Origin of the sequence: Microcoleus sp. Pol12B5 (assembly GCF_036701335.1) — a bacterium.
In the GTDB taxonomy this organism is placed as follows: Bacteria; Cyanobacteriota; Cyanobacteriia; order Cyanobacteriales; family Microcoleaceae; genus Microcoleus.
In genome coordinates this window covers 126,171-150,545 of sequence record NZ_JAUBQQ010000008.1, presented here as the reverse complement: position 1 = coordinate 150,545, position 24,375 = coordinate 126,171, and the positions used below count along the sequence as shown (strand labels likewise).

Below are 24,375 nucleotides of genomic sequence, written 5' to 3'. Positions count from 1 at the left end.
ACTTTTGTTACCTCTGTGGAAAAAATCCTGAAAGAATTTGGAGAAAACTATGTAATTAATTTTGTCTAGCTACTTATCTGCAAAATCATTTTTCATGGAAGTTGCTCCAAATTACAAAATTTATTCATGTGAAACTAGACCTGTCTTGGACGCAAGTGTCACAATTAGTAAGGTGCGTCAGATATCAAACCCTCGATCATCGCCCGATAAATTAGTCTGACGCACCCTACAAGTCGATGGTCCCGATGCCCGTTGCATAAGTCCTGTAGACATCACTCTTTCAATCTTGTGTGTGCTTTGTTCCATAGATTGAAAAGCCAGTAATGAGTGAACCGAGTCCAAAAAGGACAAAAATGAATGACGATATGAAATCGTTTGTTCTTCGACTTTCAGGACTATCCCCTATATCAATCCGAGCTTTGACGGGGGAAGAGTCTGGGTCATACAATACTGGAACTGTTTGATTTTCCTTCGCAGACGTGCAACTGTTGGAAAACACAATAGTTTTCCCCCAGTCTGTCTGAAATTTCACGGTTACGTCACAACTATAAAAACAACCGAGTCCTCCTCCATAACAAGTTGTTTTTTGATTTTTTTTAGTGACGATGCCGTCAGTTCTAACTGCTCTAGCTCGAAAGTCCACTTCGGTTCGATAGCGAGCGGGAATCGTCACATACATCAGTCCAGCTACTGACCATAAAAAACTAGGCGCGAGTATGAAAAAGAATAGCTTTCCCAACCAATCATTGATGTTGCTCTTGTGGTTCTTGGGCGTAGGTCGATTCATTTGATTTCAACTCCTTTCATGAGTTCAAAAGATTGATTAATCAACGCCTTCTTCTTGGCTTCTCCTTCTGTCGGTCATATTCCCTCTGCTGGTTATATTCCAATTCACATTCCCTAGCACTTTTGCCAGCAATATTCTGATAGCGTTGTCTACTTTGAGTTTGGTGGTCAATTCTAGCGGTGAAAGTACCAGATTCAATGATGGTTTTACCGCGTTTTATCTCATAGGAAAAGTGGTTTTCTCCGGGTTGCACCGCTAAAAATCTACCGCTGTGAATTGTGCCAAGAGACACTTTAAATCCTTCCGAAGTTGGAGGTTTATGGTATTCACGATCGGTATGGGGAGAAGGGTTTTTGTCAATCCCAGGAGTGACATTTCGGATCGCAAGGCGCAAACCGGGAGCAGGCGGCGTATTGCTGGAAATGAATGTTGCGTGCTCGGAGGCTTCCTCCGTGTGAGTATCGGTGTAAGTCTGAAAATAAGAGAAGTAAAACTGACCGTGACAACTGCCGGAGTCTCCTTCGTAAGTTGTAGAGACCGATACAGTAGTGACTGCACCCACATTGAATTCCTGAGATTGTTTAAATCTGAATCCGATTTGAGGGGTAGGCGATCCGGATTGTGCATGGGTAAGATTGGACATGAGTGGAACACTCAACAGTGAAAATCCAATGACTTTAGAGACCCATTTTGCTTTGGTTGGTAGAATTGATTTTTGTGTTTTCATCGGCTTTATCTTGCAAATATATGCAATAAACAGCGACGTTTAGTAAACAGAAGACTGAATTTATGTAGTACAAAACTATTTTTTAATTCGAGTCTTTCATTACTTGAATATTAAGCAAACCAGATGGGGATTTCACTCGTTCTACCCACAGACCTGATGAAGAGATGGGTGCAATGTTGATTGCGGGAAAGTGCAACTAATGCAAAAATATCTTGCCGCCTGATTAACTTTATTGTAGGGACACGGCTTTATTGTAGGGACACGGCAATGCCTTGTCCCTACGGGGATCGAAAGAAAATTACATGGGGCCCAGAAACGAGTTTTTTTACGAAAATACTACGATCGCCCAACTCTACTGCAACGCACAAACTAACCCTAATCTAATAGAGATCGCCCTTCATAAAAACTTACTCTGCTTCCCCAATCAACGTGAACGCTGCCCAATTTCGCGGTTGTGGATGGGTTTTCATTGTGGTTAGCATTGCCTGTCGGAGTGCCTGCGCTTTGTCAGGTTGTTTCTGCAAGTATTGATAATAAAACGTCTGCATCAATTCCGCCGTCGGAGCATCGGGCACTGCCCAGAGGGAGACAATGACACTGGGTACGCCTGCTGCAATCAGCGATCGCGACAAGCCTACGATGCCATCGCTTGTCACATCACCTTGGGCGGTATCACAGGCACTTAACACTACTAGCTCCGCTTTGAGCTTCATATTCAAGATTTCAGTTGGGGTGAGTAAGCCATCGTTAACCTGGTTAGGGGAGTTAGGGGCAAGCACGATCGCGCCCGGTGCATTGCCGTTGTTGGAGGTCAATAAGCCATGCGTTGCGAGATGAATAAACCGTGCTTGCGGCATCTGGTTGACTACTGCTGATTTATTTGCAGCAGCCCCAATCATCGGTGTGGTCTTGAGCAACTGCGCGACAGCGCGGGCTTCTTGTTCGGCTGCGGGTAAAGGGGCAAGGCGACCCTCCAACAGTTTGGGCAGTGTAGGATTGCCAACCACCAAAGCAGTGCGGTTTGGAGTACGGTTAAGTTGTTGTTGGTTCTGGTGAGTAAAACTTAAGACTTGAATTGAGGGTGCTGTCAGTAGGGTGTGCTGTTCAATCAGATAGGTGCCTTTTTCATTCAGTAAGGCGGGAAAAGGCACCAATAACAGTTCGTTTTGTGGAATGAAGATGACGCGCTCCCTGGGATTCTTGGGTAATAAGTCAGCGATCGGCTCAATCAACAATTGATGTAAGGTTCTAAGTTGATAAGCTCCAAATTGATTGAGGCGATCATTTGTTGGCTGGGAAGTTGGAGTGGATATCGTTCCAGAGCGACGAACGCCTCGCCGTAGAACATCATGAGTGTCAGACACAAACTCTTGCAGCTTTGTGGTTGAGAATTCGTACCGAGTTTTGCGGAACTCAATCTGCCCCGTGGGACGAACCAACCAAATATACAATCCTTCCCCCACCACTGAATATTCGACTAATGTAGCGTTTTGCTGGCGAGCGACCTGTTGAATTTGAGCGAGCGAGAGCGGTTGACTCAGGCGCTGAAGGGTTTGAGATGGCGTGGAATCACCCGCTAGTCGTGTTGCCAGTAATTCGACAAAGGCGCGGGTACGACCTCGCTCTGATACTTCGAGCGCTGTTGTAGTTTTGTTTTGGGCAATCAGTGTGAATTGTAACCAAAGGTAAGGATTGACAAGCCGATTTGCCAGGAAAACTTTGTCCCGATCTTTTAGTCCCCCCCGCAGGGATTCTACAATCTCAATCGCCTCATATAGCGTTTTTTCTGCCGCACTAATTTTGCCGGCTCCGGCAAGTGCTTGCCCCAGTCCTGTGAGGCTTAGACTCTGATTCAAACGATTACCCGTTTGTTGGGCAATCTTTAATGCTTGTTGGTGAGACTCCTGCGCCTGACTGTATTGCCCCAGCCGATTGTAAACCTGACCTATATTATGGAGTGCGGCCTGTTCGCTTTCGCGATTACGAATCTGTTGAGCGATTCCCAAAGCAGATTGATAATACTTCAAGGCATTGGCATATTGTCCTAAGTCATGGTATATCCCACCAATGTTACTGAGACCTCTACTTTCACTCGCAGGGTCACCAAGCTGCTGAATAACTTTCAGAGCTTGTTCAAACACGCCCAATGCTTTATCTCGCTGGCCTAGATTCATATAAGCATTACCCATATTGTTGAGGGTTGCACTCTCACCCGCACGATTGCCAATCTGCTGTGCAATCTTCAGCGACCGCTCATAGAACTCTAGTGCTTTGGTAGATTGTCCTAATTGCTGGTAAACATCGCCAATATTGCTGAGAATCCCTCCTTCTCCAGTGCGATAACCGCTTTGTTGAACCATCTGCAATGCTTGTTGATGGGTGTTGAGCGCTTTAGCATATTGCGATTGTTTTGTGTAAATCAGACCCATCAGGGTTAGCGTCATTCCTGCTTCCCTCCGCGCACCAATGCGCTGAAACGCTTCTAATGATTGTTGATAGAACCCTAATGCTTTGGGATACTGACCTAAATTTTCGTAGACGCTCCCAAGACTCAGCAGAATCACCCCTCCCGCATCAGGATAAACTTGCCGAGCCGCCTTCAACGAGGCTTCCAAAAACTCTGCCGCCTTCGCATATTGCCCCCAGCGAGTGTAAATTCCTCCAATGTTGTTAAGGTTCATTGATTCAAGCATTCCATCTCCGAATTCTTGGGCAATCGCTAACGCGGCTTGAGCAGTTTCTAGCGATTTATCCAACTGCCCCAAGTCAGCATAAGCCCGACCTGCATAACTCAGAGCCATCCCTTCTGCCTTGCGATAGCCAACTCGTCGGAAGACCTCTGCGGCTTGTAGATGGAACGCTAATGCTTTGGCGAATTGCTCTAAGCTGTCATATGCGTTCCCAAGAATGCCAAGCACTGCCCCCTCTTCTGCGCGATCGCCGATCGATTGATACAATTTTAAGGCGGCTTCAAACGCTGAGATCGCCTCCTCGACGCGACCTGCATCAAATGATTGCCGACCTTGTTTCGAGAGCCGATCGGCCTCACTTTTACGAGCATCGGTAGTTTGAGCAGCAGCGGGGAGTGGGGAGTGCGGAGGAATATAAAAAGCAACAGACAACAGGCAAAAGGCGAGGGGAAAGAGGAAGCCCGATCGCACTTTACAATTGCTGGATTTAAGCAGTTTTAGCGAGAAAGATTTCATAGGATTTAGTCTTTAGATTGCGAAGGTTAGCGCTGTCCTTGGCGCTGTTGTTCGATCGCCCTAATTTGCTTCAATCGATCGCTCCAATCTTTCAAAGGTTCGGCTTCCGAACTAGCAAGAGAATCTAGCAATTCCAGCACAGCCGCTTGGTTTTGAGAAATCTCAGAGGCTTTGCGCGCTTCCGCGATCGCGTCATACCACAGCCCAGACTCCGCATACAGGTCAATCCGCTGTTGGGGAGTTTGCGCGGCTGCAAGTTGAGTCTGCAACGATGCAGCAGGCGCAACGACTTGGATTTCTGCCGCCGCCACCACATTTCTCGAAGGAACATTCGGATCGCAGACCAACACCACTTGCCACTGATAGGATTGCCCGATCGACAGTTGGGGCAGATTTGAGGGCAAAGCAACCGACATGATTCCTGGCTGACTCTGCATCTCGGTTCTGTAAAGCAGTTGTCCCGTGCGAGTAAACAGCCGGAATAGCAACGGACGAGGAGTGCGATCGGGTACAAACCAGGTAAAAGTCGGATGCCCAGAAATCGTCTCTCCCACATGGCTAAACGGCACTAAGGCAGTCAATCTCGCCGATGAATTAGCTTCGCAACTGCCCCCGCGAGTGGTATTCGTCCCCGTTTCTTTCGGTTTAGAAGGGTTTTCAGGAGGGGTGTATTGTGCCAGCGCTACAGGAGTGATCCAGAACGAAACACTCAGCATTAAACTGCCAATGCCTGCAGAGTAAATGGTTCGACGCTTCAACTCGTGAGTCATCATCGCAATCCCCTCTGTAACTATTTCTACAGTAATCAACAATACACAAACACAATAGAGGACTGCCCGCAAGCGTTGTTTGCGGGAAGGTGCAAAGATATTGGGAATCGGGCATGGGGCATGGGGCATGGGGCATTGGGAATAGTCCTGGACTATTGGTGACAACTTAAGCCTGAAACCCTATGTATCTCTCGCTGGTAGCCGAGTCTCGATCCCCCTAAATCCCCCTTAATAAGGGGGACTTTGACCAAGTTCTTGTCCCTGCCTTAGTAGGGGCGGTGCCCCCGTGCCCGCCCTTGGCTAGGAGCGATCGAACCCTAACCGTCTTGACGGTTGATATAACAAGCGTGAACCCAACCAATTACCAGAACCACCGCCGTTTCGCTGGCCAGGTTAACTCGCACACTGTCCCCTTCGGTTGATTCGGGTAGCGCCGAAATGCTCCGCCTAACTGTTTGGCTAAGTTCTTTGCAAGCTGGGTTCCTAATCCTGAAGGTGGGATTTTAGGGTTTGGATCTTCGGTTGTTTCCTTGTCTTGATCGATTTGGGCCAAGCTAAGCGTTTCTGACTGAGACGGTTTTCCCCTACCATTATCCGCCACCCGAATCACCTGCCGATCGCCTTCTTGAGTGCAAATTACGGTCAAGCGAGTAGCTTCGATCGCGTGTTTCCCCACATTGCAGAGCGCTTCTTCCAGAAAGCGGCAGAGTGCTCGCTTGTGTTCCAACCGCAGATGCGAGGTGTTCAAAGGATCGAACTGCACAATTTTGAATTTGAGCGTTTTGAGGTAAGGCAGTTCTTGTTCGAGCGTGTTGCAATAGACTTTGTACAGCAATTCATGCAATGGAGCCTGCAGGGCTAATTCGATCGCACTTCCCATGCGGAGATGCGGTTCATCTGCGATCGCATCTCGTTGCACAGATCCGTAAACTGCCCGCAATTCTTGATTCAGGCGTTGCAACTCCGGTAGAAATAACGGCGGTGTGGCTTGTTCTTGAGCAGTTCTCAAAATCCCAACCAATGTTTGTAACGGGCCGCTATGAATTGCATTAAAGGTCTGCTCGATCGCAAATTGACGTTCCTCCAACCGCAGTCGGAGTTCCTGTTCGTGGCGATAAAATAACGCTGCCGTCAACCCAGCCCCATTCAACACGAGTACGAGCAATACAGGTACGATCGGCACCCACCATCCCAAAAGAATGAACCAGTAACAGAGCGCGATCGGGGTAATACTAGCGATTAAGAGCCCGATCACAATTTTCCATGGCGATCGCAGAAATCGTCCCAAACTCATCCCCAAGAGTCCCCAGACCGCAATCCAGAGCGTTTCCCAGCCCTCCCCCCAAACCTGAAGCAACGCTCGCCGATCGAGCACCGCACTAATCATCTGGCTGGTTTCGTGGGCTTGCATTTCGACTCCGTAAATCCGTCCGGGATTGATGCCTGCGATCGCACCTGAACTTGCCAAATCCTTCGCGCTAAAAGACATCATCCCAATCAGCACAATTTTGCCTCGAATCCAGTTCGGATCTACTTGTCCTGCCTTGATTTGCTCCAGGGAAAGCACGCGAAATGGCATTGTCCCGCTGCGAACATTCAGTAAAATTTGGTTCCCGCCTGCATCCGCCCCCACATATCCGCCAGAGTTTGACTGCACTCTGGTAAATTCAATGCTGCCAAAGCGCATCGCCTCCCGATCACGAATTCCATTACCTAGCTTAATTCCTCGGGTTGCTAAATAGAGTTCTGCCAGCCGGAGCGCGAAGGAAAAACGGTATTCCTGTCGATCGTTGTTAGTACCCAATAAACTGCGGCGCTGGTAGCCATCCGCATCGAGTACGAAATCTGCAAAGCCAACCTGTTCGGGTGGTAGCGCGGGCGGAGGTGCGACGGTAAAGCCACTGCGATCGGGCAAAGCAATCTCCACTCCGATCACATTCTTGCTGCTGCGAAACACCGATGCCAGTTCAGCATTCCCCGGTTCAACCGGAATATCGCGGACAATATCCAGCCCGATCGCGATCGGTTGATAGGCCTGCAAGCGTTTGAGTAAATCGGCAATATCGCGATCGGGAATCGGATAAGTTCTAGCGCGTTGAATATCCTCCTCAGTGATGCCGACAATTACAATCCGTTCATCCATTGACTCAGGAGGACGCAAACGCAGAAATCGATCGAACGCAACCAACTCCCAAAACTGAAGCGCACCGCTCAATCTAGCCATCATCACAGCGACAATCACCATCAACCCTGGAAGCGCTCCTCGTCCCCAAGTCGTGACACCTGCTTTCACTGCTTGTTTTCGATCACGCTTCATAATAATGTCCGGTTGAATAGTTATCATACTTTTGTACGACTGTTTGGCCGATGCCCGATGCCCGATGCCCGATGCCCGATGCCCGATGCCCGTACAGGACTTATAAGTAATTAACCAGACTTGATATCACTAATCAATCAATCCTTCTTCCCTAGCTCGCACTTCCGTTTGAATCCGCAGATTCTTATCATCATCAGGATACACCTCTAGCACATCTCGAATCTTAGTCCAGTAATACTGCACAGTGCGTTCAGAAACATTCATTCGTTTGGCGATCGCAGTATCCTGTAAGCTCTCGTGAAAAGCAAATTGCAACACCTGCATCCAGGCGGGTTTGAGTTGCAGCCCATTGCGGATCTCTCTGGGTGTATAAATCCGCTCATGCAGCGCCCAATCAACCATCGCCAGCAAGTCTTTCATCGGCTGGCTTTTATCGACAACTGTGAAGCCGCCCATGTGATTGTCGATCGACGGTTTCAGCCAAACTAAAGTCCGAACATGGGCACTCTGCACCACAATATTCAGACTCGGATACTTATCCATCAACGTTTTGAGAAGTTGAAGCCCTGAATTTGCTTGCGCCGTTTCGCCGCTCGTCTGTGGCATCACCAGATCCACAATCACCAAATCCGGGGTCCTCTGCGCTATTTTCTCAAGGGCTGCCTGAGCAGTCGGAGCCGTCAGAATGTCTGCCTCTGGATATTCTTGCTTCAGAATGTTAAGCGTGCCACCTAACACCATCGCATGGTCATCTACAACTAAAAATGTTCGTTTCTCCGGTTGAGGTAAAGTCTGGGGCATAATTGATTCGTTGCCACACAACATCGTCAGTTTAGGTAATCCGTCCACCCATTTTAGATTTGGAATTTACGATTTTCGATTTGTGACCTAGTTGAAACTAGGGGTTTTAAACCGCTGAAATTCTCATTCAAAATCCCAAATCTAAAATTGTCTCTGTCATCTTCTTACAATAGAGGAATTACGTGGCTCCCGTCCTGCATCTGTCCGCCAACTGTGGTTGTGGATCTCCGCAACAAGAATTGCACTAAAGCGCAGTTCTATTATAATCTAGGTTTCCAAGCAAGAATAAAGATAATTTTATGACAGCCGAAGGTTCGTATCAAGCCAGTACGTTCAATCTGGAGTTTGAGGGAGAAATCCAACGGTTAAAAGCTCAAGTTCTCCTCAGTTGGGAAAAGGAAGCGCGCACTTTAAAGTGGTTCGGTTTAGCCGACGGGATGAATGTTTTGGAAGCGGGTAGCGGGCCGGGATTTTTCACCGAAAAACTGTTAGAATTGCTGCCAAACAGTTCGGTAACAGCGGTAGAAATTGACCCGGTACTGCACGAAAAAGCAGTAGCATATTTGCAGGACAAAGGGGGCGATCGAGTAAATCGCATCCCAGCATCGGTTGCGGATACTGGTTTGGATGATAACACGTTTGACTTTGCGATCGCCCGTTTGCTGTTCGTTCACCTCCCAGATCCCGTCGCAGCAGCTAGAGAAATATTCCGCATCTTGAAGCCTGGGGGAAAACTGGTGATTATTGATAGCGATGCGGATCTGTTTTGGCTAACAAATCCACCTTGGTCAGTCCAGATTGTCCGGGAGAAATTCAAGCAGGTGATAGCATCGCGGGGCGGCGATTTATGCGTCGGGCGAAATCTGTGCCGCATTCTCAAAGAAGCTGGGTTTGTTAGCGTTGATTTAGAAGCGGTTGTCAGCCACAGCGATATCATCGGAATTGAGGCCTTTCAACCTTTACTTGACTCCGGGCCCATTTTGCAAATGGTCAAACAGGGGGTGATTTCAGAGTCGGAAATAGAAAGCTATCTGGTTTCGCGGGATGAGTTTGTAGCTGCGGGCGATCGATCGATGATGAGTTTTTGGTTGATGGCTTGCGGGGAAAAAAATCAATAAAATTAAGACAGATATTTCACAAAACATTGATATTCCGCCGCAGCAAAACCTCTAGCACTATCGCTAAATTTCCAGCTAACAAAAGCAAGTTATCTAACAGTAAAATAGGAAAAGCTTCCTAATAAATTTTTCCCTCAGCATTAGGTTAAAGCTGCACGTATAGCTTTAGAAGCGTATCATATCCAATCCCGTAGCATCGTCGGGGGTAAAATCCAGTCAACAGTCAACAATCACGGACAGTGCAACGGGAATCGATCTAATTCATCTGCGTTAATCTGTGTTTATCTGCCCTAATCTGCGGTTAAAAAAAGAGAATTTATTAACCGCAGATGACAATGGATTGACACTGATTCACGCAGATGAAGAAAAGAGAGATAAGAATAATTCCAATCCTAACAGATTTAATATCAAAGCTATAAATTTTCATATTTCTGAGCATAGTAACTTTACACGTACAAGTCTAACAAATCCTTGGAGCCGATCGCGCAAAGGTTGTTTGTGAGAGCAAATGGTTGCCGGCGTCGGCTCAACTGTGCCCTTATGCTCGATCATACATCTGGTTGTATCGGTAATTAAATGTGAAATGAACTAAATGCTGGGATTGGCGATTGTACATCCGCGACTAAGCTTCAAACCATTATAAAAAAATAACTTGTCTAAGGTGAATTCCGCATATAATCCTTATTGACAGCAGCATTTTGAATTTGATTGCTGAATATATCAAGCATTCCCATAATTTGTGTGTGTAACTCTATATACTCTTCTCTGTCAACCGTCAAATAGTTACCATGTGCTATTTCATTTCTGGTTTTCAAAAGCTTAATATCGATTAATACGGCCTTAGTAGAGTAAAGGGAAAAGTCTATTCCCAGAGTAGAAGTTATTTCTTTCAAAATGTCAGAAGACAGATTGGATGCAGTAGAAATTGCATCTTTGTCTTTGTATGGTAAAGAGCATTTAGTATTTAAGTTAGAAAGGAAGAAATCACAAACAGGTATATATAATGATGGTTTATTGGTGTCTCTAGCCTCATTCAATTTTGTCTTCATTGCCAGAGCTAGAAAATTGCTACTAAGCTGATCGTAGCGAAGCTTTTGCATCGCAACATACTCTAGGTAACTATTTGATGCTAATTTGACAAAACCTTCCCAATGGGCATAGAGAATACATATTCCACTCCGAATCGACGCATTATGCCTTTGAGGAGAAACATTTCTCGCTTCCACCAAGGATTTGACTTCTGAAAGTTCCTTCTTTCGCCAAGCAAGATCATTTGAAAGTTTATCACTTAATTCTTCAGCAGTTCGGATACTCATTAGGGGGAAAATACTTCTCTACCAAGCGGAATCAGGTAAGGTAAACGTCTTGCAGCATTCAACCCTCCTCCTGACCATTTTTGATAAGTCGGATGTGACCAAATACCTTTTATCTTATCAGATATCAGGTTTCTCTGAGGTAGATTTTTATAGTTATATCCGATTCCCAATGCTACCACTTCGTATGCCGATAATGAAAAACCACCAAGGAACCTATCTTGTTCACATTTATATTTCTTGAAACTATCATCACTTGTAATTTCATTAAGAAGATCGAATGTTGTTTTGAATGCGGTTTCTATATGGTGATAATCTAAATCTTTATCAGAAGCCATTTCGCGCATTTTTTCTGTTAGGAAAACGTGAACATCACGACCCAGCTTTTTAATGTTTTCCTCATCCTTGTCAAATAGAAGTATGAAACGTAATACTAATTCTATATCATACTGCTCTTCATAGAGCCTATCGCTTAAAGCTGTACATTTTTTGAATGGTTCATAATCTGCCAGCGATCGCATCAATTGATATAAATCTTTATTCAACATCAAAAGAATGCAATTTCTCACTTCTTGATGTGTAGCAACTGAACCTCCTGTATTCAGTCGCTGAAATAGCTCATATTTAATCATTTCATCGCTTTCTTTTTCAACAATATTGACAGCAATTTTTGAGCGTTTAATCAATAAACGCTGTGTTTGAGTGAAAGAATTATCTTTATCGTTTGGATCGTCCCATTTTTTACCTTCTAAAGAAGCTAAATATGTGGTTTTTTGTAAGGCTACTGGATATTCATTATTGTCTGATTCATCTTTTTCTGATTCATCTTTTTTCAAAAGACCGACAAATTCATATATTGTTGATAGTCTCTGAACACCATCTACAACATCCCAAACACCATCGTCTCTTTGGCTAACAAAGATTGGTGGAATAGGTATACCTAGCAAAATTGATTCTATGAAGGTTGATTTTTGATGATCAGACCAACGAAAAAACCTCTGAAAATTTGGATGAATATCAATCTCACTCCTCTCATAAAGGCTGATCCACTCCCCAATAGACATTGAGTAGCCATCAGTCCGAATTTCTTGCCTTGTTTTGTCAATCTCATCTTGCAGGGACATAGTTCAAGGTGTATTAAATGTTGTTATGTATAACATTTTTGTAGAATAAGAATACTTAGCTATCCTACTGTGTTGCGTTGCGCCTGACAAAAAGTCAGTCTTTAACCCTGCAATTATAGCATATCGAGGGATTTGTTGCGTTAGTCTTATTAATCAACCAAATTACTGCGGCAGAATCCCCTTAATAAACTCCTGTCTTGCCTCAAGTATTGAAGGCATTAAAACGCAACGCACCAGCAATTCTAAATCCAATTCCGGCAGCAACTCACTTCTTGAAACTTGCTCATAATTATCCTCCCGCAACCCATACACAGCCAACTGATTATTTTCCCAAAACCAGACTTCAGGAATGCGAAGTCGCAGATATTTAGCTAGTTTATTTGTGCTACCGCTAGTCATCGTTACTTCCACGGCTAAATCGGGATGCTCTTTTCTTGAACCTATATAATAAGACTCGTCAGGTTCAAATGATACATCTCTTGCCCGGTCTCTGCGAGTTGCACTCCCTACAGGAAAAAATTCAATTCCGAGTTCAAAAAAGTATGCTTCCAGTAATATAGCGAGCGCTTTTTTAAAGCTTTCATGTTCTTCGCCCACTGTCATAAACTCGATCCACCCATCAAGATAAGTTATCCGCAAACCCGGAGAGTCGGCCATCAAAGATGCGATCGCCTCAAATTGCTCCCAAGTATAATAAGCGGGGAGAATCAATCGCTGTTCTGCAAGCGTACCTATTTCTTCTAAAATTTTTGCTGTCATAGGTATGACCATCCTACTTGAATATTACTAGCCCCTACCCAGCACAAACCAGGCAGGGGCATTCACTCACATTCTAACTTAATGAACTAGCTCGATCGCCCTTTTAGTCAACGCCTCAGCAGTCAACCCATTAAACGCCATCAACTGACCAGCACTAGCAGTAGTTTCCCCCCGCTTCCAAGCGAAAGTATCCCGCTTGCAATTGCTGCGGAGCATCACAGGTTCCAACATCCCAGAAGCACCGCCTGTCACGCCAATCAGGGCATCTCCGCCAAACATTTCGGCAAATTTCTCATCGCTCAAAAAGTCACCGTCAGCTTCCGAACAAGTATCCCAAGCAACATCGCTAGCACGGTACAAACGCCGAGGATTGACAACAGAAACAATCCGCACTCCAATCCCTTCTGTTTCCAAAAATGCCGCCGCTTCAAACACTGGCATTAACGTCATGTCGCCGACAACTGCAAACACAACTTTCTTGCTCCCCCCTTGATTGTGGGCAGCTTGCGGGGCATCGACTTCGTGCAGCACTATTGCACCGTCTTGCAAACCTTGGCGAGTCTGTTCAAAAGTAGTGCGAATTGGCAGTGGCGACTTGCTTGCAGTAATCACAACTCCCTTATTTTTAGCAGTCAAAGCCCACTCGTAACAAGCTTGAATGCTGTTAGCATCTGGTGGAAACAAAGGAAACACATTTCCGTTCCGCATCATCGCCGCAAAATAAGCCTCAATTTCCGGCCGCTGGTGCGTCCAACCGTTGCGGCCTTGTTCCAATGCACCCGCTGTAAATAATGTGACAGTTGCCGGAGTTGGACGGCGCAATTCGGCCATTGCTTGGGTTACAGTTTGCCAAATTGGTAAACCGTTGATGGCAAAAGATTCGTAGGAACACCACAAACTCCGCGCTCCGAATAGCGATAAACCTACAGCTAAACCGGCGCAAGCATCTTCGCTCAAAGGTTCGTAAACTTGACCGTTTGGCGATTGATTGTACAGGTCATCTGTCGTCGGGTGAATAATCTTGAGAGCTTGGTTGATATTGGCAATTGCTGATGCTTCATTGCCGTCAGCATTAGTGACCAGAAAAGTACGATCGCGCTCGCCGACTTTTCCTACCAAACGTCCCATTGCTGTTGTCGAAATCTTCGGTTCTCCCCCAACTACAAATTCTTCTAAAGGCAATTCGCCTAAATCTGCCAGCGGCAAGGTAAACTCAGTAACAACTGTTTTCGCCGCCGGCCCGCCGCCCGCACGCTCGCAATTCGTCCGCACCAATTCCCAAGCAGCAGCAGTCAAAGCGCGCTCTTTTAAAGCACTGATAATGTGCGGAGCATCCAGCGTATCTTTCGGATAAAGGTTGTGAGATTTTGCTCCGCGCGCGTGGACACCGGCACCTTTCAACTGTTTGATAATAAACGCAGTTAATTTGCCGCCGAGAGCAGATTTTGCCGCTTTGTCAACTCCTTCTAAAACAGCTTTGGTAAATGCTATGCGCTGTTCGAGCGAAAAAGCAGTGCTGTCAACATAATCTTCCGGTTGATTTTTATCGTCAAATTCCTTAGCATCAACTAAGATAACTTCTTCAAAACCGTTACCTTGCCAATAAGCAATCATTTCAGCATTAGTTTTAGTCGAAACCATGCTGTGATGTTCCTGAGAATATCCGTTCCAAACCAACACAGGCAAAAAGTTAGTAACGCTCGGATAAGCAGTGTGGAAATGTGCCATGCTGCTCATCGGATAGGGTTCGCCCATGCCCCCGTCGCCTATTGTGAAAGCAAACAGTTTTTCGCGGTGCAAAAGCGCTCCAGCCATTGCGAAATGCTGCCCTTGTCCGAGGGGGCCTGCCGGTGCTAAAAGACCGGGAATGAAACCGGAAAGATGTCCTAACAAACCGTCTTTTTCTCGGAATTTATCGCGCACTTGCTGCACGTTGAAAATTCCCATATCTTCCAAAGATCGATCGAGAAACATGGCACTGTAAAATCCCGGCGCGTGATGGCCGACTTCGGTGACAATGTTCTTGTGTCCGAGCATCACCAAAGCGGCATAAGCCTCAGCTTGGCTAGCAAAACCCCCCGGATGTCCCGATGCCTTGCTAGCGGTAACTTGCAGTGTCAGGTAGCGCAGCGCGTCTGCTCCCAGCATCGTTTGAAAGACGGCGACGGGATCGGCAGGATCGGCGATCGACTTGCTCCCCTCGGCGATCGCAGGTGCTTTCCCATAAGTGTCAAAACCAGGGACTGTTTCAGAAAAATATTGAATGCCTTCACAAAAAGCGGGCGTTGTTGACGTTGCCTGTGGAGTAGTTGCTGTCATGCTTGATACCTGAAAAATTGGAATTGGATTAATGTAAGAGTAATTTTATAGCTTCCGTGTTCCAAAAAATCATTAGTTCTATTATGTCAGTGATAAATAAGGAAAATATCTCAATTTTTAAGCTAATAAGTAGTTGTTTGAGAACCCCGACTTTTTTCATAAGTCGGGGTTCTGTGTTTACGCATTACTAATCCATCTCAAATCTCAAATCCCAAATCTAAAATTGTTCCAGCCGTTCCCTAACATCTATATAAGGCACAGTAGCGCTTTCAGAAAGAGAAGGCACAGCCTTTTGATTCCGCAGCCAAACAAAAAAACTGCTCAGTGCAGGAGTCGGATCTTGATCGCGCCGCAGGGTGTAGATCAAACCTTCGCAAGGCCCATTAACACGGCTAGTCGTGCAAATCGCTTTCTGGTTATTTACCATACCAACAGTCACATAATTTAGCTGTTTATTTCGGTTATAATTATCAAGGCGCTGAGTGACTTGTTGGCAGCGAGTTAGAGGATCGTAACCCGAACTAGAAAAGAAATTGGAACTCCAGCGAATCCAAGGCTCCCTGAAACCTTGCGGATTTTGATACACAGTCACCGGCTCGCCCGTTGAGGTATCGCAGACAAATCCTCCATAACCCCGATTCGGTTGGTTTGGATCCGAGGCGCTGCTGATAGAAAGATTGCTGAGAATATCAAAACCGTTATGCTTATTTTGTGATAGCAACTCCCTAAAAGCATCGATCGGGATTGCCGCGTTCAACCCCGTTTTTATCTCCTCAATCTGACCGTTCCACTGACTCCTAATTGTGCCAACAGTATCCCCCTGGCCGTGAATTCCTACCACCCTGCCATCAGCATCAAATACAGGCCCGCCGCTCATCCCGCGCCTGGTTACAGCTTGGTAGCGCAGACGATACCCTGATGAGGCGCTGCCCAAGCGAGAAGAGATGATACCAGCAGTAAACTCAAGTTTTCGTTCAAATCCCGAAATAGGCAGCGGATAGCCAGAAACATAAATAGCAGAACCAACAACAGCACGTTCTGACTCGCCCATTGGTGCTACTCGATACTGTTCTCGGCTCTGAAACTGTATCAAAGCCAAGTCTATATCCCTGTCATTTTTCGGTAAGCGCTGTATTCTAATCGCAGCATAATCCTTCTCCAAATGAGTGCGAATGCTGTATTTTTGAGCGAGGCTTGCCACCACATGATTAGCTGTCAGAACAGTGTAAATATTACCCTGTTTGGCAATAATTACTCCCGATCCACTAGCAAAAAAACCCAGTGTATTGTTGACTTCCACAGTTGTCAAAGTCGCTAGCTGGGCAATTTCTTCGGCTGTTTTGGCACAGGCAGCATATTGTTGGCTGACAACCGCCGTCACTGTTAATGCACCTGTCAAGATGATTGTCAGCGCGTCAAACCGCAAACTCCACACATTCATCGATAACTCCCTTTCTGGAGACGAGGCGAACTGCAAATATATACTAATCGGAATTCCCCAACTGGATTTAACCTTTTTCTCCGATAATTCCGCTGTTGGTTCACTTCCATCTTCATTCTTCATAGACGCCAAAATTTGGATCTCGATACTTGCCCCTACCGTTAATCTTAACCAAGAAACCTTTGGCATTAAAAATCGGGCCGCCACTCGTACCGATTTTAACCTCATTTGTATAGCCCAAGCTATAACCTTGAGGCAAAGATTTGGGTAGCAGCACCGAAACGAAGCCCGCGTCACCGCCAAAGCCCCAACCTCAGCACCCGCAGGAAAGCCTACTGCCAACACTGGCTCAGACACCGCTCCTGGCTCAAAGCTTAATGGTGCTATTTTATACTCGATTGCGCTGCGAAACTGAAAGATCGCCCGATCGATATCGCCAAGCCACCTCAGAACTCCTAGCAGTGGGTGGAGGAGGCTGTCGTCGGTGACAAGTCCGATCGCCACAATCTGCTAGTTAGTCAGCACCCTATAGGTTTGGCCCTGCTGCCGGACGATCGTCCCAGAACCAGGAGACATTCCCGTCGGGATGCGTACCGCTGTTTGACGTGCCAAATTTTCCACCTCAATCCTTGGAATTGGTGATGGGATGGAAAATTTGCCAATCTTTAAGGCTGTCCGAACGGTGGGGAAAAGGGGGTAGTTGCGCCTCATCATCCGTATTTTCCCCTAGCTTTTCGCTGACATCAATGTAAGGAATTTTACTGGTTTCATCAAAAGACGGCATCCCGACATATCCTTGGCGCCAAGCCAACAAATTATACAAAGAGCCGATCGGGTCTTGGCCGGGTCTGAGGGTATAAATCAAATTTTGACACCGCCCATTAACTTGATTCGCCGTGCAGATGACGTTCTGGCCGTTCATTTGGCCCGCAGTAATGTACTTAAGCATTCGTTGGCGGCGATAGATTTCGAGGCGTTGACTCACTAATTGACACCGAGTTGCCGGATCATAGCCAGAACCGGAGAAATAATCGGAAGTCCACTCAATCCAAGGCTCTACAGCACCTTGAGCGTTTTGGTACACCGTCACCGGCGCACCGGTCGAGGTACTGCACCAAAATCCACTTTCCCCCTGTGCTCGCCGACCGTAACTCGGTTGAGAAGCAACCGTCAGGCCGGTGAGGGCGATCGCTGTTGCCACAAAAACTTTTGTCAATAATTGCTGTTTCATGATTTTTTCACTGTGTTTTTATGAGATTCGGCACAAAAATCACCGAATGCTGCGATAACACCCTTGACACGCCTGTTCGTTAAAGATCCGCTGACTGAGGAATTATGTGATTCGCGACTTGACCAGAAACCAGTTTTTTTTACGAAAACACTTCGTTGCAGCCCTTATGCCTGGTTAAAAAACCCGGTTTTTTTGCTCTTGATGCGTAAGTTTTGATATTGTTCGCGACTTGCACGTTCCCTCTAACCGCGATTTCGGCGCTGTTAAAAAAGCGCTCCGAAGCTGAGCTTAAAATGCCCGCGCAAGTCGCAATTCTGTCCTCATTACTACTAATCAAACTCAGGCTTTTACCAACCGGAAGAGGCTTTTCACCTCAGACCTTGGAAAGGATCGAGTTGCAACGGTACATCACACCACTGACAAGGTATTTGATATCACTTACGAGCTGGGTTGCGAGCTTGATCTGCTGAGACAGGTAAGCTGCGGGGTTACGCCGTCGAGGGGTAAAACCCCTTTTACCTGATCTAACACTAAAATCCAGGTATTAACAAGAACTCTTAACTTGTTTTCATCTCCGTACTGCGGGAAATACTTCTAAGTGAGTGTAATCAGGGTCTAAGTGCTTTCTACCACCAAAATTTACCCTCCATACACTGACGTTTAGTAGAGTATTAAAAACTATGAACCGTATCTGCAAACAGTTAGGATATTTAGGCGTTTGGTTAATTTTGATAGGCGGTAGCAGTTGTTCTAGCTCAGATGCAGCTACCTCAACCGAAAACCAGAGCCAACTCTCAACAAGCGCCCGTCAGTTCCAACACCTACAACTCATGGGAAATCAAATTGAGGCTCGATCGGGTCAATTAACGCAACCTTCTAACTCTGTTGCCTCAGTTTTAGGCAGTGCTACCATCTCAGAAAATACTGTCACCGTTACGGTTTATAAGGTAGATAATTTGTGTCAAACTCTGAAGCTGGAAACAGTTACAGGCCCAGAGAGCCAGTTAATGTCATCGGCGGTTAATGAAGTGTTAAACCAGCAGATTTTCGATAGTCTTGGTTTGGCTGGTTATCGCCTCACGATTGATCGCGACCTCGGAATAGCTACCGTGGATCTTCGTGCATCGGGAAGTTCACGGCAGAAATTGCAAAATCTGTCCAGTTGTCAAATGTTAGGTTTGTTCGGGGGCGTGCGCCAAACTTTAACCAGTTATGCTCCTTGGCAAATCAAAACAGTTCGTTTTACAGAGCTTGGAAAGGATATTTTGAGCACCGTTCGAGAATAAGCTATTAAAATTATTGGAGATGGGACTTACGCAATTCTCCCCTTAAAAACAAGGGTTGGGAGGGATTGAACCAACCTTCAAACCCTTTGAGATTTGTTGATGCTGCTAAGTCCTGTGACCCAAACCCCGGTAATTCCTATGACACTACCTAACGGCCCCAAAGCTCCACCCTTTGTGCAGCTAATTCAATGGATCGGCGATCCGCTGAGATACATGGATAAATGTGCCAAACAATACGGCGACATTTTCACAGCTCAAGTGAACAACGGGAAACCATGGGTGATGATCCACCACCCCCAAGCTGTCCAGGAGATGCTCAATAGCAGCGCGTTTCACGCTCCAGGCAGCCTGAACAGCCTCCTAAAACCCTTGATGGGAGAACAATCCATGATTCTTCTCTCAGGAGAAAGGCACAAACGCCAGCGCCAATTATTGATGCCACCTTTTCACGGGGAACGGATGCGGAATTACGGCCAACTAATTTGCGCTATCGCTCAAGATGTGGCCAGCAAGTGCTCGGTCGATCAAGCTTTTGTGGCCCGCAGCGCCATGCAGGAAGTCACCATGCGGGTAATCTTACAAGCTGTCTTCGGCCTGGATGACGGGCCGCGGTTGGAAGAGATCAAGCCCCTACTTACCTCAGTCCTGGATATGACTGGTTCTCCGTTGCGATCGAGTATGCTGTTTTTCGGCTGGATGCAGCAAGATTGGGGTTCTTGGAGTCCTTGGGGACGCATGAAACAGCGGAAGCAGAAACTTGACGATCTGATATATGCCGAAATTGAAGAACGCAGGCTGCAACCAGACGCCAACCGCACCGACATTCTCAGCTTAATGATGGCCGCCCGCGACGAAAACGGGCAACCCATGACCAATGAAGAATTGCGCGACGAGTTGATGACGCTGCTGCTTGCAGGCCACGAAACCACAGCAACGGCCCTAGCTTGGGCGTTTTACTGGATTCACAACTCGCCCTCGGTGCGCCAGAAGTTGCTGCAAGAATTGGACAGTTTGGGAGAAAATCCCGACCCGATGGAGATTTTTCGCTTACCTTACCTGAGTGCAGTTTGTCAGGAGACGCTGCGAATTTACCCGGTCGCAATGCTGACGTTTTCGCGAGAAGTTCTCACGCCCGTGGAACTGATGGGACACCAACTCGAACCGGGCACGGTTGTCATCGGCTCGATTTATTTGACCCACAGACGGGAGGATTTGTATCCAGAACCGCTGCAATTTAAACCTGAACGGTTTTTGGAGAGACAATTCTCGCCTTACGAGTATTTGCCCTTTGGAGGTGGCAGCCGCCGCTGTATCGGCTTGGCGCTGGCGCAGTTGGAGATGAAACTCGTGCTGGCAACCATTTTGCGGGATTTTGACCTGGTATTGGCCGAGAAAAAGCCTGTACAGGCCAAACGCCGAGGGGTGACTTTAGGGCCTGCCGGCGGCGTGCGGATGGCCCTGCTGGGGCGGCGGATACCGCAGCAGAAGCCTGAACCTGTTGGTAGTGGGGTTTAAAGTCGCGGCGGTTGCAGAGGACGATCGAACTTTCAGCTTTGAGTGCAAACAATTTAGGGAGAATGTACGATCGTCCGCCAATGCCCCGATTTTTTGTAGCACCCGCTACAGATAAATAGCTAAAATCCTTAACCTGTAAGCCTCCCCCCTCTCAATTTTCAAATTCTCAGTCTAAAATAATAGGAGCCTTGCAAACACAGCCTGAAAGCAAAAGTGGGTGATTGCAATAGTCCTCTTGATATCTCAAAAGCCTGCCTGCCATACTTTAAAAACATATGCATACCCTGTTATTCAGCAAGGTCGGAAGCGTGTTGGCAATGCCAGCAATCTTCCGGCCTCTTTATTTTTTGGGTTACTTAAGGCATTGGAGACAAGATGCAGAAGGCAAGGCAAAAATATAAATTCTCCCCCTGTCCCCATCTGCCCCTCTCCCCAATCTAGAGCTTCTACCTCTCAGTGAAATAGAATGCGACAGCAAGTTTAAGGAATCACTAAGGAATAATTAATAACTTGTTAAATTATCTCCTTCTGCCCTTCTCTTAATCTTCTGTTTTCAGAAATTCCGATACCGAGACAGACTTCGGGAGACTCTCCAGATCTTGAATTTCGCTTTCGTGGGCAAAAAACTCGACTTCTTTGTCGTCAATCTGGATCTGATAGCTAGCGGTAGCTGTCACAACCCGTCGCTTTTTTTTATCTTCTATTAAAACCCAACACACGACAGGTCTTACCCATCTCTCAATGTGCTGGCTTTGTTTCGTACTCCCAAAGGCATACCAGCCTTTAGCTTCAATAATTTGAAGCACTTTAAAATCGTTACTTGCCATATATTTCTATCGCGTTAACTTCAGTATTCTTCTTAGATAAAACGGCTAGCTTGCTAAGCATGGCAAAGGTTTGACTATCCCAAGCCACACTGTATAACCTGATTTTTTGTCAGGAAAAGCGGGTTGGCAGGGCCTTCTCTGCGTTGTTGCCAGCTAAATTTAGTGGGATCTTTTTGTACTCTCCCACAATTACCGTAAAGTATCTATACCGCATCCTCAAAAATTATTCTCGCATTAGCCTCAACAGCAGCCAACTAAACCTTAGCTAGCTGCATCTAAGTGGATGCCAACTGCTTCTAACGCCTGGTTGGTGAGAGCGATCGGCATACAATATTGTTAAGACTTTTTGCTGCAATCAACTATCATCTTTACCCGATGGGGTAAAACTTAACTAGAGGTTGCCGCTTTCAATTCTAAGCCTCGGCGCGCCTAATTCCTAATTAATTGTATGGTGTAGTTGATAATTGCCAAACCGTCGATCGCACTCAACAGCCGTGTCTAACTCTTCGATTACCATCACCGTTAAACTGTTCGCCGCCTTCGGTGAAGCCTACGGCGTTTCGGAACTTACATTAGAACTTCCGCCCGAAACCCCAGTGTCTCAAGTGCTCGAAAGCTCGATCGCCCAATATCCTCAATTAGAACAATGGCGCGATCGCACCCGCTTCGGCCTCAACCTGGAATTCGTCTCCCCCGACACCATCCTCCAAGACGGCGACGAAGTTGTACTCATCCCCCCCGTCAGCGGCGGCTAGGGTGAGTTGGTTAATCAAAAATTCGAGGTTTTGTAGTTGTGTTCGATCGCACGACTGCCCAATTGTGATCCCAAAAAAGATTTGTTAAGTTTTGTAACAATTCCGTTGGCAAATCATCCTTGAGCTCGATCGGGCTTGCGTGCAGGTCTGACAATCTGGATTAAGAGCCCGATCGTGAAAACAACTCAAATCCTTGTGGTGTGGGCGTCCCGCCCGCCCAACTATCAAAGTTAAATACACCACTCTTTAATTGAAAAATCAATCCCGACTAAAAAAATCGGGTATAGTTGACGCACTAATTTGAGCGTGGTATTCTGCGAAAAGAATTAACAAACATCGCAAAACTAGAGAGTTGAGCTATGACCCAGGCGACCAGAACCCAATCCACAGCAGCAACCTTCACAGCCCTCAAATGTAAAGAATGCGGCGAAGAGTACGAACTCCAAGCCAAGCACGTCTGCGATTGCTGTTTTGGCCCGCTTGAAGTCAAGTACGACTACGACGCCATCCGCCGCAGCGTCACTCGCCAAACCATCCAAGCCGGCCCCAACTCGATCTGGCGCTACCGCGCATTTTTACCAGTCGCTACAGATAACGTCATCGATGTCGGCACTGGGATGACTCCTCTATTAAAATCCCACCGCTTGGGGCGCCGCCTCGGTCTAAAAAATCTTTATATTAAAAACGATGCCGTCAATATGCCCACTCTCAGCTTTAAAGACAGAGTGGTTTCAGTCGCCCTCAGCAGAGCGAGAGAATTGGGTTTCACAACGGTATCCTGTGCCAGCACCGGCAATTTAGCTAACTCTACGGCTGCGATCGCCGCCCACGCCGGACTCGACTGCGTAGTCTTCATCCCCTCCGACTTAGAAGCAGGCAAAGTCCTCGGCACTCTGATTTACAATCCAACTGTCATGGCAGTTCACGGCAACTACGATCAAGTTAACAGACTCTGTTGCGAAGTCGCCAATACACATGGCTGGGGATTTGTCAATATCAACTTGCGTCCCTACTATTCCGAAGGCTCAAAAACCCTCGGCTACGAAGTTGCTGAACAGCTAGGCTGGCAATTGCCCGATCACATCGTCGCTCCCCTTGCATCCGGCTCTTTGTTCACAAAGATTTACAAAGGCTTTAATGAATTCATCGAAGTCGGTTTAGTGGACGAAAAGAAAGTCAGATTCAGCGGTGCCCAAGCTGACGGCTGTTCCCCAATCGCCCAAGCCTTCCGCGAAGGTCGCGATTTCGTCAAACCGGTGAAACCGAATACAATTGCTAAGTCGATCGCGATCGGCAATCCAGCCGACGGTATGTACGCCTTGGAAATCGCTCGCAAAACCAACGGCAACATTGAATCCGTCAGCGACACCGAAATCATCGAAGGCATGAAACTGCTAGCAGAAACTGAAGGCATATTCACAGAAACTGCAGGTGGCACGACCATCGCAGTCTTGAAGAAACTCGTAGAAGCAGGTAAAATCAATCCCGATGAAACCACCGTCGCTTACATCACCGGCAACGGTTTGAAAACGCAAGAAGCAGTTCAAGGCTACATCGGCGAACCCATCACCCTCGAACCGAAACTAGAAGCCTTCGAGCGCGCCCTAGAACGCGCCCGCACGCTCGAACGCTTAGAATGGCAACAAGTTTCGGTTTAACAGCTATTAGTCAGTAGTCGGTAGTCATTAGTCATTATTTGTTAAGCTTTTGACTGATGATTACTGACTGATCACTGATGACTAATGACTGAGGACTAATAACTAATAAATGACTACTGACTAAGGACTAAAAAAATGACCGTCAAAGTTTTAATTCCCACTCCCCTGCAAAAATTTACCAACAATCAAGCCACCATCGAATGCGCCGGCGATAACATTTCCGAACTAATTGAATCGCTGGAAACAAATTGTCCTGGAATCAAAAAAAGCCTGTGCGACGAAAAGGGAGAACCCCGCAGATTTCTCAACTTCTACGTCAACAGCGAAGACATCCGCTTTTTGGATGGCTCAAAAACAGCCCTCCAAGATGGCGATGAAGTCAGCATTGTTCCTGCTGTTGCTGGTGGTTGATTAATTTTTA

18 protein-coding genes are annotated in these 24,375 nt (G+C 46.7%); 6 read left to right on the top strand and 12 right to left on the bottom strand.

From position 1 onward, the window contains the following. Positions 1-827 precede the first annotated feature (827 nt). The 5 genes from QUA24_RS07225 to QUA24_RS07205 all read right to left on the bottom strand — a co-directional run bounded on the left by QUA24_RS07225 (position 828) and on the right by QUA24_RS07205 (position 8,608). Entirely contained in the window at positions 828-1,349 is a 522-nt protein-coding gene (locus QUA24_RS07225) for a hypothetical protein (RefSeq protein ID WP_333228420.1), read from the bottom strand. Between the two features lie 572 nt (positions 1,350-1,921). After that, positions 1,922-4,720 carry a tetratricopeptide repeat protein gene (locus QUA24_RS07220; RefSeq protein WP_333228418.1) on the bottom strand — a complete coding sequence of 933 codons (2,799 nt, stop codon included), beginning with the start codon at positions 4,718-4,720 and terminating at the stop codon, positions 1,922-1,924. Positions 4,721-4,746: 26 nt separating this feature from the next. Then, positions 4,747-5,619, bottom strand: a complete 873-nt coding sequence (locus QUA24_RS07215; protein WP_333228416.1) for a DUF928 domain-containing protein — start codon at positions 5,617-5,619, stop codon at positions 4,747-4,749. A gap of 232 nt (positions 5,620-5,851) precedes the next feature. Then, positions 5,852-7,834 carry a CHASE2 domain-containing protein gene (locus tag QUA24_RS07210; protein WP_333228414.1) on the bottom strand — a complete coding sequence of 661 codons (1,983 nt, stop codon included), beginning with the start codon at positions 7,832-7,834 and terminating at the stop codon, positions 5,852-5,854. A gap of 102 nt (positions 7,835-7,936) precedes the next feature. Beyond that, positions 7,937-8,608 carry a response regulator transcription factor gene (locus tag QUA24_RS07205; RefSeq protein WP_333228412.1) on the bottom strand — a complete coding sequence of 224 codons (672 nt, stop codon included), beginning with the start codon at positions 8,606-8,608 and terminating at the stop codon, positions 7,937-7,939. Between the two features lie 299 nt (positions 8,609-8,907). Between QUA24_RS07205 and QUA24_RS07200 the strand changes: the two genes are divergently transcribed. Next, positions 8,908-9,726 carry a methyltransferase domain-containing protein gene (locus QUA24_RS07200; RefSeq protein WP_333228410.1) on the top strand — a complete coding sequence of 273 codons (819 nt, stop codon included), beginning with the start codon at positions 8,908-8,910 and terminating at the stop codon, positions 9,724-9,726. Positions 9,727-10,382: 656 nt separating this feature from the next. On the opposite strand, the gene QUA24_RS07195 is transcribed toward QUA24_RS07200, so the two are convergent. From QUA24_RS07195 to QUA24_RS07170, 6 genes are all read right to left on the bottom strand, one after another. Next, positions 10,383-11,042 (bottom strand): MAE_28990/MAE_18760 family HEPN-like nuclease, encoded by a 660-nt coding sequence (locus QUA24_RS07195; RefSeq protein ID WP_333228408.1) that lies wholly within the window; start codon positions 11,040-11,042, stop codon positions 10,383-10,385. Then, on the bottom strand, positions 11,042-12,163 hold the full coding sequence (locus QUA24_RS07190) for a DUF262 domain-containing protein (RefSeq protein WP_333228406.1): 1,122 nt from the start codon (positions 12,161-12,163) through the stop codon (positions 11,042-11,044). The genes QUA24_RS07195 and QUA24_RS07190 overlap by 1 nt, the downstream gene beginning before the upstream one ends. 162 nt (positions 12,164-12,325) lie before the next feature. After that, complete coding sequence (locus QUA24_RS07185; RefSeq protein ID WP_333228404.1) at positions 12,326-12,922, bottom strand: Uma2 family endonuclease; 597 nt, start codon at positions 12,920-12,922, stop codon at positions 12,326-12,328. A 78-nt stretch (positions 12,923-13,000) separates the two neighbouring features. After that, positions 13,001-15,241 carry a phosphoketolase gene (locus QUA24_RS07180; protein WP_333228402.1) on the bottom strand — a complete coding sequence of 747 codons (2,241 nt, stop codon included), beginning with the start codon at positions 15,239-15,241 and terminating at the stop codon, positions 13,001-13,003. Positions 15,242-15,458: 217 nt separating this feature from the next. Further along, on the bottom strand, positions 15,459-17,186 hold the full coding sequence (locus tag QUA24_RS07175; RefSeq protein WP_333228400.1) for a COP23 domain-containing protein: 1,728 nt from the start codon (positions 17,184-17,186) through the stop codon (positions 15,459-15,461). A 118-nt stretch (positions 17,187-17,304) separates the two neighbouring features. Continuing rightward, positions 17,305-17,913: a COP23 domain-containing protein gene (locus QUA24_RS07170; protein ID WP_333228398.1), complete on the bottom strand. Its 609-nt coding sequence runs from the start codon at positions 17,911-17,913 to the stop codon at positions 17,305-17,307. Positions 17,914-18,593: 680 nt separating this feature from the next. On the opposite strand from QUA24_RS07170, the gene QUA24_RS07165 reads away from it, so the two are divergent. Further along, positions 18,594-19,199 (top strand): hypothetical protein, encoded by a 606-nt coding sequence (locus tag QUA24_RS07165; protein ID WP_333228396.1) that lies wholly within the window; start codon positions 18,594-18,596, stop codon positions 19,197-19,199. Between the two features lie 138 nt (positions 19,200-19,337). Next, positions 19,338-20,714, top strand: coding sequence for a cytochrome P450 (locus tag QUA24_RS07160; protein ID WP_333228394.1), 1,377 nt, complete (start codon positions 19,338-19,340; stop codon positions 20,712-20,714). Positions 20,715-21,253: 539 nt separating this feature from the next. Here the strand turns inward: QUA24_RS07160 and QUA24_RS07155 are convergent. Further along, on the bottom strand, positions 21,254-21,541 hold the full coding sequence (locus QUA24_RS07155; RefSeq protein ID WP_333228392.1) for a hypothetical protein: 288 nt from the start codon (positions 21,539-21,541) through the stop codon (positions 21,254-21,256). A 494-nt stretch (positions 21,542-22,035) separates the two neighbouring features. Here QUA24_RS07155 and QUA24_RS07150 point away from each other — a divergent pair, with 494 nt between their 5' ends. The 3 genes from QUA24_RS07150 (at position 22,036) to QUA24_RS07140 (ending at position 24,365) form a co-directional block, all read left to right on the top strand. After that, a complete protein-coding gene (locus QUA24_RS07150) occupies positions 22,036-22,296 on the top strand; it encodes a MoaD/ThiS family protein (RefSeq protein WP_015179186.1) in 261 nt (86 codons plus the stop codon). 359 nt (positions 22,297-22,655) lie between these two features. Further along, positions 22,656-23,954 carry a threonine synthase gene (gene thrC, locus QUA24_RS07145; RefSeq protein ID WP_333228390.1) on the top strand — a complete coding sequence of 433 codons (1,299 nt, stop codon included), beginning with the start codon at positions 22,656-22,658 and terminating at the stop codon, positions 23,952-23,954. A gap of 135 nt (positions 23,955-24,089) precedes the next feature. After that, positions 24,090-24,365 carry a MoaD/ThiS family protein gene (locus tag QUA24_RS07140; protein WP_006632924.1) on the top strand — a complete coding sequence of 92 codons (276 nt, stop codon included), beginning with the start codon at positions 24,090-24,092 and terminating at the stop codon, positions 24,363-24,365. The last annotated feature ends 10 nt before the right edge of the window (positions 24,366-24,375 follow it).